The 17829-nt window shown below is 58.6% G+C and carries 17 protein-coding genes; 8 read left to right on the forward strand and 9 right to left on the reverse strand.

From position 1 onward, the window contains the following. Positions 1-14 precede the first annotated feature (14 nt). Complete coding sequence (locus tag PspR84_RS18930) at positions 15-887, reverse strand: LysR family transcriptional regulator (RefSeq protein ID WP_160058707.1); 873 nt, start codon at positions 885-887, stop codon at positions 15-17. 160 nt (positions 888-1047) lie between these two features. Between PspR84_RS18930 and ampC the strand changes: the two genes are divergently transcribed. Next, entirely contained in the window at positions 1048-2214 is a 1167-nt protein-coding gene (gene ampC / locus PspR84_RS18935) for a class C beta-lactamase (RefSeq protein WP_160058708.1), read from the forward strand. 92 nt (positions 2215-2306) lie between these two features. On the opposite strand, the gene PspR84_RS18940 is transcribed toward ampC, so the two are convergent. Both PspR84_RS18940 and PspR84_RS18945 read right to left on the reverse strand, forming a co-directional pair. Further along, the gene (locus tag PspR84_RS18940) at positions 2307-2573 is read right to left on the reverse strand and encodes a hypothetical protein (protein ID WP_160058709.1); all 267 of its coding nucleotides are present in this window, start codon (positions 2571-2573) and stop codon (positions 2307-2309) included. Positions 2574-2589: 16 nt separating this feature from the next. After that, on the reverse strand, positions 2590-2916 hold the full coding sequence (locus tag PspR84_RS18945) for a DUF6124 family protein (RefSeq protein ID WP_160058710.1): 327 nt from the start codon (positions 2914-2916) through the stop codon (positions 2590-2592). A gap of 386 nt (positions 2917-3302) precedes the next feature. Here PspR84_RS18945 and PspR84_RS18950 point away from each other — a divergent pair, with 386 nt between their 5' ends. Next, entirely contained in the window at positions 3303-4523 is a 1221-nt protein-coding gene (locus tag PspR84_RS18950) for an AAA family ATPase (protein ID WP_238785147.1), read from the forward strand. Between the two features lie 176 nt (positions 4524-4699). On the opposite strand, the gene PspR84_RS18955 is transcribed toward PspR84_RS18950, so the two are convergent. Further along, complete coding sequence (locus PspR84_RS18955) at positions 4700-5263, reverse strand: DUF4174 domain-containing protein (protein ID WP_095114544.1); 564 nt, start codon at positions 5261-5263, stop codon at positions 4700-4702. A gap of 208 nt (positions 5264-5471) precedes the next feature. On the opposite strand from PspR84_RS18955, the gene PspR84_RS18960 reads away from it, so the two are divergent. Then, positions 5472-5936 carry a GNAT family N-acetyltransferase gene (locus tag PspR84_RS18960; protein WP_160058711.1) on the forward strand — a complete coding sequence of 155 codons (465 nt, stop codon included), beginning with the start codon at positions 5472-5474 and terminating at the stop codon, positions 5934-5936. A gap of 67 nt (positions 5937-6003) precedes the next feature. On the opposite strand, the gene PspR84_RS18965 is transcribed toward PspR84_RS18960, so the two are convergent. The 3 genes from PspR84_RS18965 to PspR84_RS18975 form a co-directional block, all read right to left on the reverse strand. After that, positions 6004-6789, reverse strand: a complete 786-nt coding sequence (locus tag PspR84_RS18965; RefSeq protein WP_150652239.1) for a sulfite exporter TauE/SafE family protein — start codon at positions 6787-6789, stop codon at positions 6004-6006. A 229-nt stretch (positions 6790-7018) separates the two neighbouring features. Continuing rightward, positions 7019-8233, reverse strand: a complete 1215-nt coding sequence (locus PspR84_RS18970; RefSeq protein WP_160058712.1) for an MFS transporter — start codon at positions 8231-8233, stop codon at positions 7019-7021. A 215-nt stretch (positions 8234-8448) separates the two neighbouring features. After that, positions 8449-9198, reverse strand: coding sequence for a hypothetical protein (locus PspR84_RS18975; protein WP_160058713.1), 750 nt, complete (start codon positions 9196-9198; stop codon positions 8449-8451). Between the two features lie 356 nt (positions 9199-9554). Between PspR84_RS18975 and PspR84_RS18980 the strand changes: the two genes are divergently transcribed. The 3 genes from PspR84_RS18980 (at position 9555) to PspR84_RS18990 (ending at position 12173) form a co-directional block, all read left to right on the forward strand. Then, the gene (locus tag PspR84_RS18980) at positions 9555-10703 is read left to right on the forward strand and encodes an aldose epimerase family protein (protein WP_160058714.1); all 1149 of its coding nucleotides are present in this window, start codon (positions 9555-9557) and stop codon (positions 10701-10703) included. Between the two features lie 152 nt (positions 10704-10855). Then, positions 10856-11677, forward strand: a complete 822-nt coding sequence (locus PspR84_RS18985; protein WP_160058715.1) for an aldo/keto reductase — start codon at positions 10856-10858, stop codon at positions 11675-11677. 25 nt (positions 11678-11702) lie between these two features. Continuing rightward, positions 11703-12173 carry a DUF1810 domain-containing protein gene (locus tag PspR84_RS18990; RefSeq protein ID WP_160058716.1) on the forward strand — a complete coding sequence of 157 codons (471 nt, stop codon included), beginning with the start codon at positions 11703-11705 and terminating at the stop codon, positions 12171-12173. Here PspR84_RS18990 and PspR84_RS18995 read toward each other — a convergent pair. After that, on the reverse strand, positions 12138-14498 hold the full coding sequence (locus PspR84_RS18995) for a DNA polymerase II (RefSeq protein WP_174244463.1): 2361 nt from the start codon (positions 14496-14498) through the stop codon (positions 12138-12140). The two genes, PspR84_RS18990 and PspR84_RS18995, sit on opposite strands and share 36 nt — an antisense overlap. A gap of 198 nt (positions 14499-14696) precedes the next feature. Here PspR84_RS18995 and PspR84_RS19000 point away from each other — a divergent pair, with 198 nt between their 5' ends. Further along, complete coding sequence (locus PspR84_RS19000) at positions 14697-15137, forward strand: CBS domain-containing protein (RefSeq protein ID WP_008084932.1); 441 nt, start codon at positions 14697-14699, stop codon at positions 15135-15137. A gap of 131 nt (positions 15138-15268) precedes the next feature. Here PspR84_RS19000 and PspR84_RS19005 read toward each other — a convergent pair whose 3' ends face one another. Continuing rightward, a complete protein-coding gene (locus PspR84_RS19005) occupies positions 15269-15892 on the reverse strand; it encodes a glutathione S-transferase N-terminal domain-containing protein (protein WP_160058718.1) in 624 nt (207 codons plus the stop codon). A 1111-nt stretch (positions 15893-17003) separates the two neighbouring features. Between PspR84_RS19005 and PspR84_RS19010 the strand changes: the two genes are divergently transcribed. Continuing rightward, the gene (locus tag PspR84_RS19010) at positions 17004-17828 is read left to right on the forward strand and encodes an energy transducer TonB (protein WP_160058719.1); all 825 of its coding nucleotides are present in this window, start codon (positions 17004-17006) and stop codon (positions 17826-17828) included. The last annotated feature ends 1 nt before the right edge of the window (position 17829 follow it).

The raw sequence follows: 17829 nt of genomic DNA on the forward strand, positions 1-17829 counted from the left end.
ACAAGGGTTTTGCATTAACCAGAGATTTGCAGCAGCCAGGTTTTGAACGCTGTCATCGCCGTCGTTTCAGGGCGCGACTGCAACCGCGTCAACCAGTAACTCCCCGTCGTAATCTCAATCGCAAACGGCTGACATATCGCCTCTGCCGCCAGTTGCCGGGCGAACATCAGCGGCGGCGCCAATGCCACCCCGCTACCCTGCAAAGCGACCTCCATCATCGCCAGCGACGAATCAAAAACGATGCTCTGCGGCGGTGCAGCCTGAGTCGCCAACCCGGCAGCCTGAAACCACTCCGGCCATTCATCGGTGCGATAGGAACGCAACAACGTCTGCTGCAACAAATCCCCCGGCGAATGCAATTGCCGAGCGATCTCCGGCACACACAACACCGACAGCGGCGCATCAAGCAAACGCGTCGCCTCAATGCCATGCCACGCCCCGGCGCCAAAGCGGATCGCGTAATCCAGCCCTTCTGCCGCGACATCCACGCGATTGTTGTTGGTCGACAGGCGCAAATCTATGAGCGGATGTTTCGAACGGAAGTCCGCCAGCCTCGGCAACAGCCAGCCCACGGCGAACGTACCCACCGCGCCAACGGTCAGCATTTCGCGATACTGTCCGCCAGCGAGGCGTTCGAGGATCTGCGCGATGTGATCGAACGACGTGCTCAGTACCGGCAACAAAGTTTCGCCCTCGCTGGTCAGCATCAGCCCACGGGGCAGGCGTTTGAACAGGGTGACGTTGAGTTGCGCTTCCAGGCTTTTGACCTGATGGCTGACGGCAGCCTGGGTGACGCACAGCTCCACGGCCGCGCGAGTGAAGCTCAAATGGCGCGCGGAGGCTTCAAAGGCGCGCAGTGCGTTGAGCGGCAATTGCGGTCGAATCATGCCCAGTCCAAAATTTTTCTAATGGCTCGTGCGAGTTTTCGTCGTTTGTCGATTGGCATCGAGCTGACTAAATTGGCGGCGCTGATCAGTCGCCCAACACAGAAATCGCCCGTAGTGTAGCGGGATAACGCTATCAACACTCATGGAGAGTGGTTCATTCATGCCATCCATTCAATCGAGCAAAGTCATTTCCTGCGCCGCTTTCGGCCTGTTTTTCGGTGCCACATCCTGCCTAGCCGCTGCGCCCGACGCTGTGCAGCTGCAAGCATTGGTCAACAACGCGGTAACGCCCGTGATGCAGCAGCAGAACATTCCCGGCCTGAGCGTTGCGCTGACCATCAACGGCAAGGCGCATTACTTTAACTACGGCGTCGCCAGCCAAGACACCGGGCAAAAAGTCAGCGAAAACACACTGTTCGAAATCGGCTCGGTGAGCAAAACCTTCACCGCTACCCTCGCCGGGTACGCCCAGGCGACTGGCAAACTCGATCTGTCGGCCAAGGCCAGCCAACTCTGGCCTGATCTGAAAGGCAGCGCCTTCGACAACATCAGCGTGCTGCAATTGGGCACCTACAGTGCCGGCGGTTTGCCGCTGCAATTCCCGGACGACTCGGATTCGTCTGACAAGATGCTCGGCTATTTCCAACAGTGGAAACTGGTATATCCCGCCGGCAGCCATCGCCAGTACTCCAACCCGAGTCTGGGCCTGTTCGGTTATCTGGCCGCGAAAAGCCTCGGCCAACCGTTTGATCAGGCGATGACACAAACTCTGCTGCCTAAACTCGGTTTGCAGCACACCTACCTCAGCGTGCCTGCCGCGCAAATGGAGCTGTATGCGCAGGGCTATGACAAAAACGGCAAACCGGTGCGCGTCACGCCCGGCGCGCTGGATGCACAAGCCTATGGCGTGAAAACCAGCGCGGTGGACATGCTGCGTTACGTACAGGCCAACCTGAAACCTGAAACGCTTGAAGCGTCCCTGCAAAAAACCATCGCCAACACCCACACCGGTTACTACACCGTCGGCGACATGACCCAAGGCCTGGGTTGGGAAATGTACCGCTACCCGATCAGCCTCGATCGTTTGCTGGCGGGCAACTCGACGGAAATGGCCATGCAGGCACACAAGGTGCAGTGGCTGAATCCGCCGCAACCGCAACCGCATGACGTGTTGATCAACAAGACTGGCTCTACCGGTGGTTTCGGGACTTACGTGGCGTTTGTGCCGAGCCAAGACATTGGCATCGTGATCATGGCCAACAAGAACTTCCCGATTCCTGAGCGGGTGAAGATCGCCCACAACATTCTTAGCGCTGTTGCTGACTGAAAATCAAAAGATCGCAGCCTGCGGCAGCTCCTACATTGACCGAGTGAAAATCCGATCCTGTAGGAGCTGCCGCAGGCTGCGATCTTTTGTCTTTAAAGCTGTGCCTGCAACTTCCAGCCGATGACATCCATCAAGTCGCAACTGTCACGCAACGGGATCGCCATCACCCGGGCGAAATCCTGTAGCAGCAAGGCATCATGTCCCTTGCCGTCACCCAACGTCAGTGTCTCCATCAACTGCGTCACACAGCGCAAACGGTAAGCCGCCGTGCCATGCAGCACATCCACCGGTGCTTCGCGGTCGATCAGCAGGCAGGGAATGGTGCAGTCGATGCCGGTTATGGGTATGTATCGAGCCATGTTTGAACCTCCCTGTTTAATGTTGCGTCGCCGCTGGTGGGTCGAGATTGTCCAGCGCGCGGTTGACCAGCAACTCGCCGAGGATTGCCAACTGCTGAATCGACAAGGCGAGACTGCGCGGCGAGCCTTGGAGCTCATCGGCCAGGTCAGTGGTCAGAACGTTCAGTGAAGCGAGGGTTTCACAAGCGTGGCAGAGCAGCGTGGGCGTATCGATATCGGGGAGGATGGTGAAGAGATGGCTGATGGGATCGGGGTGATGCGGATTGCGTAAGCGGGGGTTGTTGGCGTCGAAGGATCCTGAATCCATAGGGGATTCGGGAGGGTTTGGCGTTGGTTTTTTCATAAGTAAATGACCTCTAAACATGGGAGAAAAAACTGCCAAACTCACTTCCACGAGAGGGTGGCAGCTTTGCGCAGGGGTGGAAGTCCGGGGAGGTCGAGAGACCCGGTGCACTCGAGAGTGCTCCTGCGCATAGCTGCCATAAGCAAACAATGTTGGCATAAAAACCGCCAACATGTGTTCACAGGCGCACATGCGCTCACGACCAACACCGGACTTCCACACCCGACCACTGTGTTTTGCAGCGGCCAAAGAAGACTATCCCTCCTCCCCCAAACCCACCAGTTCACCACCGCCGCCGCGACTTGCAGGAAAAATCTGCGGGGTCTGAAGGAGCTTTGTGTAAGACATTTCGGCCGGCATATGCTGCAACGACTTTGTGCTAGCGAATGAATTTGTTGTATCTACACTGCATCGAGTCAATCTTTGGACGAGGATGGCGTCGGGCAAAAAACAGCCATTCGAAGGGCGCAATGATGGAAATCAAAAGTTTGAAGCTTGCGGATGTCGGACACTTTGGCGACATGGATATTCAGTTTGCCCCTACCCTGACACACCGCTCGAACATCACGGTGCTGGTGGGAAACAACGGCAGCGGAAAAACCACCATTCTGAAATCCCTGAATATTTGTCTGAGCTGGCTGATCGCAAAAATTCGCTCCAATAAAGGCAATGGCAAATACCTTGTCGATGAAGATATTCGCAACGGCGCCTCAGGAGCCGTCCTTTCGATTGGCATCAACGACGTTTCGCACCCGCGCGCTGTTGACAGTGATGCGGGTTCCGAAAACGAATTGTTCGTATGGGGCGCTGCCCGAAGTCGCCAGGAAGGTGCTGTCTCGGGCCGTGAATATTTAAACGACGTCAGACTGCTTGCAGACCACTACCGCACTCAACTCACCGCCGACGATAGCGCCTCACTCCCGCTGATCGCTTATTACCCGGCCGAACGTTGCGTTGTAGAAGTCCCGCTGAAAATCAGCAGCAAACAAGCCGTCGATCAACTCGACGGCTACGACACCAATTTTCACGGGGGTGCCGATTTTCGCAGTTTTTTCGAATGGTTCCGTGAACGCGAGGACAGCGAAAACGAAGGCGGGATTTCCGATACCGCACTGGCCGAAATGGCGGAAAAATTCGGTACTGACAGCGACGTATGGAAAACCCTGGCCAATGTGAAAGCCTCCACTCGCGATCGCCAATTGACTGCCGTTCGTTCGGCTCTGACTGCGTTCATGCCGGATTTCACTAACCTGCGCGTGCAACGCAAGCCGCATCTGCATATGGCAATCGAAAAGCATGGCGCGACATTCAATGTCACTCAGCTCTCGCTTGGCGAAAAGTCGATGATTGCGTTGGTGGGTGACATGGCCAGGCGTCTGGCGATGATGAATCCATCGATGGACAACCCGCTGCATGGTGACGGCATTGTTCTGATCGACGAGGTGGAATTGCGCATGGATCCGCAATGGCAGCTCGGTCTGATTGCGCAATTAAGCACGACCTTTCCCAATTGCCAGTTCGTGTTGACCACGCATTCTCCACTGGTCGTAGGTGATACCAAAGGTGTGCTGGTTTACCTGCTTGATGAGGGCGATAGCCGTGGGTAGACAAGTTGCGGTGAGGGCGTCGGTGTCCGCAAATCTGCTGGCAACGCAATAAACATTGTAGGAGTGAGCCTGCTCGCGATAGCGGTGTATCAGTCAACGCTGATGGTGACTGATACACCGCTATCGCGAGCAGGCTCACTCCTACAGGGGACGCGTTTTATTCAGTGAGTGTGCGATCAGTCATCCGGCATTTCTGGCGGCTTGGCTGGTTTTGCAGGCTTGGTGGGTTTGGCGTTCTTCGCGCCTTTTGCTGGTTCCGGCGTAGCAGCAACTGGCGCTTGAGCCGCAGCGGCCGCTTCCTTCTCAGCCATCGGCATGGCATCGATGGTGTCGAAGATCTTCTTCAAATCCACCGCTTTCGCTTCATCCCCCGACGCCGAGAGTTTGGTCTCGCCGTCCTTGCCCACTAGGAACACCTTCGGGTATGCCCCGGCACCGAGCTTCAGCGAGCGCAGCAGCGCCATGGTGTCTTGCTGACCCATGTCCTTGCCGTCGAGCTGGCCGGACATGTTGAGGATGGTGTAGACCTTGATGTTGCGGTCGGTGACGCCCTTTTTGTTGGCGGGATCCTCCAGCGACTTTTTCAGGGCTACCCACACGGGGTCGACGGTGCTTTGTGCGATCACGATCAGCGGTCGGGCGCGGCCCATGTCCCCGGCGATGGGCGAATCGTTGTCAGCGGCGAACAAGGGGCCGGCAATCGCCAGCAAGAGTGTCAGGGTCAATGACCTGATGAGCATGCGCATCTCCTTTTGATATCCACGCTCTAATGATTGCGCATCGTGGCGATTGTTCCGGGACAACCCGGCAAATATCTTCCGCCTAGTCAGAAGCTTAGGACAGGCGCGACATTGCGCAACATATCCGAGGTGATCGCAACGCGGATTTGATTACCTTTTATGACCGCATTAGGGTGGCGGTTCTGCCCATGAAATGGAGTTCACCCGCATGCACATCGATTACCTGTGCGATCACCCCGAATTGATCGAAGAACTGGCCACGCTCAACTTTCAGGAATGGGGCGAGTTTCGTCCCGGGCAAACCGTCGAGGACCGTATCGAACACATGCGCGAGTCTTGCGGCAAAGGTGCAGTGCCGAGTGTTGTGGTAGCGCTAGAGGGTTCGCGACTGCTGGGCGGCGCGCTGTTGATCGAAAGTGATCTGAAGCTGCGCCCAAATCTGACGCCATGGCTGGCGGGGGTTTACGTCAAGGCTGAGGAACGCGGTCGCGGGATTGCTTCGCAACTGGTTAATCGAGTGGTTGCAGAAGCGGCGGCGTTGGGTGTGCGGGAGTTGCATCTGTACACCGACACATCGCAGTCGCTGTATGCACGACTGGGTTGGGAGGTGGTTGAAGAGCTGGTCTACGACGATTTGCCGGTGACGGTGATGAAATACACCTTCCAACGCTGACCCGTATGGCGAGGGCGCTTACTCCCTCGCCACAGCTTGATGTTCCGTTGCAGAAATTGAAGTCGGATCAGAACGCCAGTTTGTAACCGATCAGCACCAGCATCGTCGCCAGGCACGGGCGCAGCACTTCATCGGAGATACGACCGGTAAGGTGGCTGCCGAGCCAGATGCCTGGCAGCGAGCCGACCAGCAAGAAGCCCAGCACACCCCAATCCATATTGCCCATGCTCGCGTGACCGAGACCTGCGACCAGGGTCAGCGGCACGGCGTGAGCGATTTCGGTGCCGACCAGACGGCGGGTTGGCAGCAACGGATAGAGGATAAACAGCGCAACAGTACCGAGGGCGCCCGCACCGATCGAGGTCAGGGCGACCATGGTGCCGAGGATCAGACCGGTGATGACGGTCATCATGTTCAACCGTGAACCACTCGGGTTGTAATTGCCGCCGGCGCGTTTGTGGGCGAATTCGAGCAAGCGCTTCTTGAAGAAGATCGCCAGCGCCGTGGCGAACAGGACGAAGCCCAGCGCCTGTTTGATGATGGCGTTCATCGCGTCCGGCGCGGTGTGCAGGGTGCTGAGGAACCACAAGGTCATGGCCACCGCCGGCACGCTGCCGAGGGTCAGCCAACCGGTGATGGCCCAGTCGATGTTTTTGTTCTTGCGGTGAACGAGGACGCCGCTGGATTTGGTAATGGCGGCGTACAACAGGTCAGTGCCCACCGCCGTTGCCGGGTTGATGCCGAACCACAGCAGGATCGGCGTCATCAACGAACCACCGCCGACACCGGTCATGCCGACAATAAAACCCACCACCAGCCCGGCAATCACCAGGCCGAAATTTGCCAATTCCATTAAACCGTCCAGAAAAACGACAGGAAAAATCTGGCCCGCAGCATAGCGATTTTTCTTATAACCACATATATCGATGCGGTCTATCGTTATGCCATATCGAACTCACCACCGCTTTACTGTAGGAGTGAGCCTGCTCGCGATAGCGGTGTTTCAGTCACTGAGTTCGTCACTGATAGACCGCTATCGCGAGCAGGCTCACTCCTACAGGGGATTTTTGGTGAGCCTTAGATCAATGCACTCGCCGGCCTGGCTTGAAGCTGTGGTTTTTGTTGATCCACACCGTGGCCAGGGCAATCAGCGACAGAATCAGCAGCGCCCACGGGAACGACATCGCCCCGGCCCGATCGAGCAACAAGCCACCAAACAACCCACCCCCGGCGATCGCCACGTTCCACGAAGTGGTGAGCATCGCCTGCACCACGTCAACGTGATCGCCAGCAGAGTCGGCCGCAGAGGTGAGCAATAAGGTTGCCGAGCCGCCAAACGACAAGCCCCACACCGCCATGCAGGCGTAAATGACCAGCGGCGACGGCGCTGCCAACGCCAACACCAGTGCGGTCAACGCAAACACCGCAAGGCTGATCAACGTCAGCCAGCGCAACCAGCGATCCACCAGCATGCCAATAATCCAGATTCCCACCAGCGAACACAGGCCAAACACCAGCAGCACCAGATCGACCCGGTCAGCCAGCCCGGCCTGCATCAGAAACGGTGCGATGTAGGTGTAGAGAATGTTGTGTCCGAGCATCCACGTCAGCACAACAAATAACACCGGCCGCACCCCCGGCAGGCGCAGCGATTCAAGCAGCGGCAGACGCTCCTCGCTGGTTTGCCCCGGACGATCCGGCACCGCAATGAAAATCCACGCCGCCAGCACCAGAGCCAGCGCCGACATGATCCCGAACGACGCACGCCAGCCGATCAGATTGCCCAGCCACGTCCCTGCCGGCGTGCCCAGTGACAGCGCCACCGGCGTACCGAGCATGGCAATCGCCAGCGCCCGCCCCTGTTGATGCACCGGCACGATGCCGCGCGCATAACCGGCCATGATCCCCCACGACAACCCCGCCGCCATCCCGGCGAGGAAGCGCGAGACCAGGGTCAGGCCGTAATGGCTGGAGAACGTGGTGACGGTGTTGAACAGCAGAAACCCGCCGACCGTCATCAATAAAACCCGGCGCCGAGGCCAGCCACGCGTGGCGACGGTCAGCGGAATCGCCGCGACAATCGAACCCAATGCATACAGCGTCACCAATTGCCCGGCGAGCACTTCGCTGACATTGAGGCCGGCACCTATTTGCGGCAGCAGCCCGGCGGGCAGGGTTTCGGTGAGGATGGCGATGAACCCGGTCATGGCAAACGCCAGCAACGCGGCATAGGGCAGTTTGTCCGCGCGGACGGTGCGGTCGACGCGGCTGAAATCGGCGCTGGCGGGGTCGGTCATGACGGGGGCTGCTCCTTTTGACTCAACTATGGCGGATGATTGTATACAACTTATCCCCGTGCCACGCCACCCACACCGTAAGGACTGACACAACACCAAATCCCTGTGGAGCTGCCGAAGGCTGCGATCTTTTGACCTTATAAACAGCGAGATCAAAAGATCGCAGCCTTCGACAGCTCCTACAGGGGAAAGGTGTTTGCAGACCATCGCGGTGGTTATTGCACCGGCAAGAAATTCAGGAACAGCAAACTCTGCGCGTAGTTAAGGCCGATCCGCCGGTAACGCTCATCAAGCATCTGCGTGATCAGGTCCAGTCGCGCAACGATTTTGCCGAACTCGGTGGCGAAGCTCAGGTTGCTGCCCTCCTCCGAGATCTCATTGGAAAACAGCAGCGGCTGACCTTCCTTGTTCTGTCGCTGGGACAAGATCCACGTGGCTTTTTCGATATTGCGTGCGGCGTTGTGAACGAACGTCGGGTTGATCGCGTCCGTCATATAGAACTCGGTGCGATTGCCATGGGCGGTGACCAGCATGCTGCCGATGGCATAGATGAACGCGCCGACGCGGTCACCGAGAAACTCCGGGCTCATCGCATAGCTGAGCGCGGCCAGATCCTTGCGCCCGCCAAGCACCGGCAGCGGTTGTTGCTGCTCAATGGCCTGGCGTACCTGTTTCACGGCCGCATGGATGTTGAGAAAGCCTGACTTGCGCAGCTCGTCCGGGTTGCGCAGGTACAGCTTGGCTTGCAAGCGATAGAGGCTGCTGAGGTTGTCGCGCATCGCCAGCGTGGCCATGCGGTCGACGCTGGTCTGCAGGAACTCCTGCGGCTTCCCTTCACGCATCTGATTGAAGAAGCCGTTGCCGTCCTGGTGGCTGCAACCGCTGAACAGCAGCGACGACAAACACGCCAGCAACAGGCACGGGCGGCGGAAAAAAGCAGTGATCAGGGCAAAAACTCTCGGCATAAATCTCGAACAGGCACATTCCTGTGCGGCGGGAGTCACCGCATCCTGGCCATGGATAGAGCCGCTGATTGCGAAAAAGTGCAGTGGTGCGCACGACCAGCCGACCTTCGGCAATGCCTGCCCAACCAATTAGTCTGTCTTTATTGTTGAAATAAACGATTAATCGACTATAAATCTTCACTGCGCATACAAATAGCATGACTAGTTATTCTGTAGGAGCTGCCGCAGGCTGCGATCTTTTGACTTTGTTTTTAGAGCCAAGATCAACAGATCGTCCGAACGCGGCCCGAGCCTTCGGCAGCTCCTACACAGCATCAGCAGCAATTTGAAAACAACAACAAAAAGGAAGGTCAACCATGCTTCAATCCCGTCACCTGCTCTCCGGCCTCGGACTGTCCCTGATGATCGCCACCCTCTCCGCGAACGCGGCCGGCCTCAGCGCCGAACACAAAGCCTTCGGCAAAACCAATGACGGCACGCCCGTCGAGCAATACATCCTGCGCAACAGCCACGGCATGCAAGCCACCGTCATCACCTACGGCGCGACCCTGCAATCGTTGAAAGTCGCGGACAAGCACGGCAAGTTCGACGACGTCGTGCTCGGCTTCGATGATGTGCAGGGCTACCAGAAAGGCACCGCCTATTTCGGCGCGACCATCGGCCGCTTCGGCAATCGCCTCGCCGAAGGCGCGTTCGAACTCGACGGCAAGCGCTATCAAGTGCCGCAGAACGACAAGACCAACGCGCTGCACGGCGGCACGCTGGGCTTCGACAAGAAAGTCTGGAAAGCCCAGGAAACCAAGGACAAGGATTCAGTCGGGGTGACCCTGACCTATCTCTCGGCCGACGGTGAAATGGGCTTCCCCGGCAACCTCACCACTGAGGTGACCTATCGCCTCACCGACAACAACGAACTGCGCATCGACTACAAGGCCAGCACCGACAAACCGACCGTGCTCAACCTGACCAACCACAGCTACTTCAACCTCGCCGGCGCCGGCAATGGCGACATCCTCAAACAGGTCGCCACCCTGCACGCCAGCCATTACACCCCGGTCACCGCCAAACTGATCCCGACCGGCGAACTGGCGCCCGTGGCCGGCACGCCGATGGACTTCAGTAAACCGACCGCGATCGGTACGCACATCAAGGCTGATCATCCGCAATTGAAATTCGCCGAGCCGAAACAGGGTGGGTTTGATTTCAACTGGGCGCTGGATACCAAGGGCGATATCGGCAAAGTAGCGACTGAGGTGAGTGACCCGCAGTCCGGTCGTGTGCTGCAGTTGTTCACCACGGAGCCGGGTGTGCAGTTCTATACCAGCAACTTCCTCGACGGCACGGTCAAGGGCAAGGGTGGCAAGGTGTATCCGCATTGGGGCGCGTTTACCCTGGAGACTCAGCACTATCCGGATTCGCCGAATCAGCCGGACTTCCCGAGTACTCGGCTTGATCCGGGGCAGACTTACAGCCACGCCGTGGTGTTGAAGTTCTCCGCCAAGTAAAAACGAAGATCAAAAGATCGCAGCGTGCCGCAGCTCCTACAGTTGATCGTTCCCCTGTAGCTGCGGCACGCGGCGATCTCTTTGCTTTTTGAACCCCTGAGCTATCCTGCTGCCCACTAAAAGGTATAGACACATTCAGCAAGGAGGTTTGCATGCGTACCCTCGAACTGGCCGGCGTCCAGGTTCCGATCATTGGCCAAGGCACTTGGCGCATGGGTGAAGATCGCTCGGCGCACAAGCGTGAAGTGGCGGCGCTGCGCACGGGGATAGAGCTGGGCATGACCCTGATCGACAGCGCCGAAATGTACGCCGAGGGCGGTGCCGAAACCGTGGTCGGCGAAGCCATTGCCGGCCTGCGCGATCAGGTATTTCTGGTGAGCAAGGTCTACCCGCACAACGCCAGCCGCAAAGGCATCCCGCAGGCCTGCGAGCGCAGTCTGCGGCGGCTCGACACCGATTACATCGACCTCTATCTGTTGCATTGGCGCGGCCAGTATCCGCTGGAAGAAACCGTCGAGGCCTTCGAACGCCTGCGCGAGGACGGCAAGATCGGCCGTTGGGGTGTGTCGAATTTCGATGTCGACGATCTCGAAGAGCTCTCCAGTTCAGCCTGCGCGACCAATCAGGTGCTCTACAACCTCGAAGAGCGCGGCATCGAATTCGATCTGCTGCCGTGGTGCCAACACCAACGCATGCCGCTGATGGCCTACTGTCCAATCGGCCAAGGCGGTGCCATGCTCGCCGAGCCTGTATTGAAAGACATTGCCGCTCGTCACGGTGTAACCCCCGCGCAGGTTTCGCTGGCGTGGATTCTGCGTCAGGATGGTGTGATTGCGATTCCCAAGGCTGTGCGACCGGAGCACGTGCAACTCAATGCACAAGCCCCGCAACTGCAACTGGAGGCCGGGGATCTGGCGGCGCTGGACCAGGCGTTTCAAGCGCCACAACGCAAGCAGCGGCTGGCCATGGTTTGAGCCAGCGGCTGGCGAGGGCTTCGCGATGAGAAGCACTGATCAGTACGACCCGTTCAACCTGCAACGTTTTGTCCAGGCCCAGGACCCGGTGTTCGAACGCGTGCAACGCGAACTCGATGAGGGCCGCAAACGCAGCCACTGGATGTGGTTTGTCTTCCCGCAATTAGCCGGTCTGGGCGGCAGCGAAATGTCCCGGCGCTTCGCCATCGGTTCAGCCGAGGAAGCCCGGGCCTATCTGGCCCACGAGCTGCTCGGCGCGCGCCTGCGTACCTGCACGCAGTTAGTGCTGAAGGTGCAACAGCGCTCGATCGCGGAGATTTTCGGCCATCCCGATGACCTGAAATTTCATTCCTCGATGACGCTGTTCGCTCAGTTTTGCGCGGAAGACAGCGTGTTCAATCAGGCGTTGGAACGCTACTTCCACGGTATTCTCGATGAATGGACACTGCAGTTGCTCGACTCAAAACAGGCCCAGTTGCCCACCGATCAGGGTTGAGAAATCGTCGTCGACAAACGGCAGAATCGCATCCGCGACGGGTTGCAGTTGCCGGGTGATGTAGTGGTCGTAGTCGATGGCCGCACGGCGCACTTCCAGCGGTTCCGGGCCGGCCAGGGTGATGACATAGCTGATCCAGCCACCGTTCTGGTATTGCCGTGGCCGCCCGTGTTGCGCGTTGTAGTCGTCGGCCAACCGCGCCGCGCGCACGTGCGGCGGGACATTGCGTTCGTAGTCGTCAAGGGTGCGGCGCAGGCGTTTGCGGTAGACCAGGCGATCATCGAATTCACCGGCGAGGGTTTTGCGCACGTAGTCGCGCACATAATCCTGATAAGGCTTGCGCTGGAAAATCCGTTCGTAGAGTTCCTGCTGGAATTGCCGGGCCAACAGCGACCAATCGGTGCGTACGGTTTCCAGGCCTTTGTAGACCATTTCATCGCTGCCATCGGCACGGGTGACGAGCCCGGCATAACGTTTCTTGCTGCCCTCCTCCGCGCCGCGAATGGTCGGCATCAGAAAGCGTTTGTAGTGAATTTCGAACTGCAGTTCGAGGGCGCTCTCCAGGCCATATTCATCACGCACATGCGCGCGCCACCAATCGTTGACGTGTTGGACCAACGCATGACCAATGGCCGCCGCTTCTTCCTGCCCGTGCGGACGACGCAGCCACACGAAGGTCGAGTCGGTGTCGCCGTAGATCACCGCGTGGCCCTGCTCTTCGATCAGCTTGCGCGTGCGCAGCATGATCTCGTGACCGCGCAGGGTGATCGATGACGCCAGCCGCGTATCGAAAAAGCGGCAACCACTGGAACCGAGCACGCCGTAGAAGGCGTTCATGATGATTTTCAGCGCTTGCGACAAAGGTGCGTTGTGTTCGCGCTTGGCGGTCTCACGACCCTCGGCAACGCGCGAGACAATCGACGGCAAACAATGGCGAGTGCGCGAGAACCGCGCGCCACGGAAGCCCGGCACCGAGTCAGCGTCATCAGGGTGCTGCAAACCTTCGATCAGGCCGACCGGGTCGATCAGAAAGGTGCGGATGATCGACGGATACAGACTCTTGTAATCGAGCACCAGCACCGACTCATACAGGCCCGGCTGCGAGTCCATGACGAAACCGCCGGGACTGGCCTGTGGCGGATTGGTGCCGAGGTTCGGCGCAACAAAACCCTGGCGATGCATCAACGGCATGTACAAATGTGTGAACGCGGCGACCGAGCCGCCGCTTCTGTCCGCCGGCAATCCGGTGACGCTGGCGCGCTCCAGCAGGAAGGTCAGCAATTGGGTCTTGGCGAAGATCCGCGTGACCAGTTCGCAGTCCTTGAGGTTGTACTTGGCCAGCGCCGGTTTGTCCTCGGCGAACATGCGGTTGATTTCGTCCATGCGCTGGTACGGGTTGTCGATGGCTTTGCCTTCGCCGAGCAGGGTCTGGGCGACGTTTTCCAGACTGAACGAGGGGAAACTCCAGGTCGCCGAACGCAGGGATTCGATGCCATCGATGATCAGCCGCCCCGCCGCCGAGGCGAAGTAGTGATTGCGGCTGCCGTGTTCGCGCCATTGCATCTCCTCGCCGCCACGGCCGATCTTCAGCGGCACGCCGAGGCGCCGCGCGTGTTCGTGGAGGATGCGCAGATCGAACTGCACGACGTTCCAGCCGATGATCGCGTCGGGGTCGTGCCGGGCAAACCAGTCGTTGAGCTTCTTCAGAATGACCGTGCGTGAGTCGCAGTATTCGAGGTCGAAGTCGACGATGCTGGCGTCGCCGTTCGGCGCACCGAGCATGTACACCTGACGCTCGCCGCAGCCTTCGAGGGCGATGGAGTACAGCTCGCCGGTTTCGGTGGTTTCGATGTCCAGCGAAACCAGCCGTAGTTTCGGTCGATAATCGGGGTCAGGTTTGAGCTGGGCGTTGAGCAATACGCCGTCGGCATCGGGCGTGCCACTGAACCGCACCGGCGCGGTGATAAAGCGCTCCATCAGGTAGCGCTCCGGCGGGCGCACGTCGGCTTCGAAGACGTCGACACTGTTGCGGTTGAGCGCGGTTTCCAGGCGCATCAATTGGCCGTGTTGCTGACAATACAGACCGAGCACCGGGCGATGCTCGAAATCCTGCAGGGCCAGCGGGCGCAGTTCGACGTTCTTTTCGTCGTGCAGCAGGCATTCGGCCGCTGCGCGCTGCTCGGCGGGGATAAACGCCACCGACGGCTGATGCGGCAGGCGCACACGGCGCGGCCCGGCGTCGGTCGCCAGCCAGAACTCGACTTCGGTGCCGGCCGGGGTATCGCGCCAATGTCGGGTCAGGACGAAGCCCTGCGGTAAATCCACCACTGCAACCTCAGGAATTGAATCAGAGAGGCATTCTACGCGGCATTGCCCGGGATGACCCTGACGATAAATCGGCGCCAACCACGGAAAAAACCGGCGAATGACGTTTTTTGCGTGTTATCTGCCGCTTTGCCACCTTGCCCTGCGCGCTTGCGTCTACGATGCTTGGAGAACAACGACAACACCTGAGTAACCGCCATGAAGACCGTCGCCCAACTGCTCAAGCTCAAAGATCAGAAAAATCAGGAAGTGCACCAGATCAAACCTGATCACATGGTGCTCGAAGCGCTGATGAAGATGGCCGAGAAAAACGTCGGCGCCTTGCTGGTGGTCGAAGACGATAAAGTGGTCGGCATCATCAGCGAACGCGACTACGCGCGCAAACTAGTGCTGCATGGCCGCTCATCCGTGGGCACACCGGTGCGCGACATCATGGTGGCGAACGTGATCACCGTGGACACTCATCAAACCGTCGACACCTGCCTGGGCATCATGTCCGACAAACGCCTGCGGCACTTGCCGGTGGTGGAGAACGGCAAGCTGATCGGCTTGCTGTCGATCGGTGACCTGGTCAAGGAAGCGATTGCCGAACAGGCGGAGCTGATCAAACAGCTGGAGCAGTACATTCGCGGGGAATAAATCCCAAAGACACCACCGCCCCCCTGTAGGAGTGAGCCTGCTCGCGATGGCGTTCTGTCAGCTAAAAACAAGGTGGCTGACAAACCGCTATCGCGAGCAGGCTCACTCCTACATTTGAATCTGTGGTGTGTTCAGGACGGCCAGTGCCGGGCAAACACCGGTGCCAGCACCGGATGCCGGTCAATCCGTTGCAACCACGCATAAAACCCCGGCCGCGTCTGGCGCAAATGCTCGCGGCTGCCCGCCCAGCGCGTCACCACCGCCGCCAGCACATCCAGCGCCCCCGGCGTTTCGTCATCCAGATACAACTCGGCGGAAAACTGGTCGGCAAACACCTCCCAATTCCAGTGCAAACGCTCACGCGCGCCGGCGACCAGATTCTGCCGCGAGGCGTCATCGGGCATCAGCAGCCAGCGCTCCGGATAATCGATGACGCCGATCGCCGCGTAACAGTTGCTGACGATGTAGACCAGACCGCGAATCGCCTGATCACGATCATTCGCCTTGGCTGGCAGCAGGCCGGACTTGGGAAACGTCAGGCCCAGATGAATCAGGATTGCCGCGCTTTCGGTGATGGCGCTGCCGTCGGGCAGTTGCAAGGTCGGTATCTGCTTGAGTGGATTGAGCTGGGCCAGCGCCTCGGCGGCTTCGCTGCTGGCTTCGATATCGATGAAACGGTAAGCGATCTGGCACAGCTCCAGCGCCGCTTCGATGGCGGCTGCGCCTGAATTCCTGTGCCCGTAGAGCTGGTACATATCCAATCCCCCCGAAAAGACCATTGCCACAGGGTAGATGGCTGTAGCGTGGGTGTAGAAAAAATCTGCCTGTGTATCGGTTTTGGCACGGTTTTCCCATGCACTCGCGACTTGCGAATTCAAACCTCGCAAAACAGCGCTTGCGGTGCCCATCCCGCACCAAGAGCAATCATCGAACGTTATCCGCGTTCTTGTAAGGTGCGATACCGAACCAAAAGTTCGCGTATCCGAGCTGGCAACAGGAGTTCACCGCGTGAATCTTCAAACGCTCTGCCGCATCACAGCCTCTTTGCATTTATCCGTTCGCCGCCGAGTTCATCCGAACAGTCCCGGCTGCCTTCACACTTACTTTATTACCTGACACCTAGACAGCGCACTGCGTTCGGCAATGAGTTATTGGCCGACGGCATCGTGCTATTTATTTTTTAAATAAGACTCGGACATTTACTACGCAAACGCAGTACGCATTGAGCGATAGCAGGATTGTCGAACAATAACTTTCAACGCCATTGCAAGTGCACCAAAACTGCTCCACGGGTTTGAACTATTCAGTACTTCAAACACTGATTTAATTTAACCAACAACAAGGAACATGCCCCGTGAGCCGCTAAAACATTGACCCGCACCAATTCAGTCCGCCGCGCACCAGCAAGTGCCCTGGCCGCAAGCCAAGCCGCCGCTCTATCCCGCCGATCAGCGTGATGTGGCGCACAGCCTGACTCGCCTGTGAAAAAGCTCCCTCGACTGGAGTAACGGCAATCTGCGCGCCATGGAAAAACCACGACAAGGGTAAAACTTATATAAATGCGACATGGGTAACACTCATGAAATACGCACTCTACATTTCAGCAACATATGGCACAGCGGTTGCTATGTGTAACAAGCATGAGACACCGAACGTTGTCTTAAGCAATAGAAGAACAACCAGGGAATGGCTAATGAACACTCGAAGTCGATGGCGCTAAGCCAGTAAGTTTGCAAAAGCCTTGTTACCGGATAGTTCAACTATCGGCTTCTGCTCACCTTGAAGAAAGTTGCACCCACCCACTCGAACATCTCCTGGATGTTCGGACGGCACCTTATTGCCCTTCATCAACCCGAGGGAGCTTTAATGAACGATGCGGTAAAGCACAGAACCCTGCCGGGGCCGTTGCGGGAAGCGCCAATTCCGCCGCCACCGGGCAGGCCGGCGTTTAAAGCCAATACGTCGCAACCTGGCGGGCTGAACAAACAGCAGATGGTGTTGCTGGTGGCTGTGTCGGCGCTGATACATGGCGGCGCTTGGTGGTTTCTCCAGCAATCCAAAACAGAGCCATTGCCAACGCCACCGCAGATTCCGGAAATGACCGTCGAGCTGACCAGCCCGACGCCACCGGCACCACCCACCCCAGAACCGCCGCCTCCGCCTCCTCCGCCACCACCGCCGGAGCCTGAACAACCGGTGGAAGACGAGGACGCGGTCAAGCCACCGCCAAAACCGGTGGAGAAACCCAAGCCGATCGAAAAACCGAAACCGGTCGAGAAGCCGAAACCGGTGAAAAAGGTCGAGCAGCCGAAAGCTCCACCCGCTCCGGCACAACCCGCCGCGCCTGCTGCCCCGGCCACCCCGAGCGCGCCACCGGCTCCTGCCGCCGCGCCGGGTCCGGTCAAGGAGTCGGCAGCGATTTCCGGTCTCGCCAGCCTTGGCAATCCGCCGCCGGAATACCCGTCGCTGGCGCTGCGGCGCAACTGGGAAGGCAGCGTGGTGCTGCGCATTCAGGTGCTGGCCAACGGTCGCGCCGGCTCGGTGACGGTGACCAAGTCCAGCGGCAAGCCGCAACTGGATGACGCCGCCGTCGCTGCGGTGAAGAACTGGAAATTCATTCCGGCCAAACGCGGTGACACGCCGATCGACGGCTTCGCCACGCAGACCATCGATTTCAAATTGCCGCAATAAC

It is taken from the genome of Pseudomonas sp. R84, from assembly GCF_009834515.1.
In the GTDB taxonomy this organism is placed as follows: domain Bacteria; phylum Pseudomonadota; class Gammaproteobacteria; order Pseudomonadales; family Pseudomonadaceae; genus Aquipseudomonas.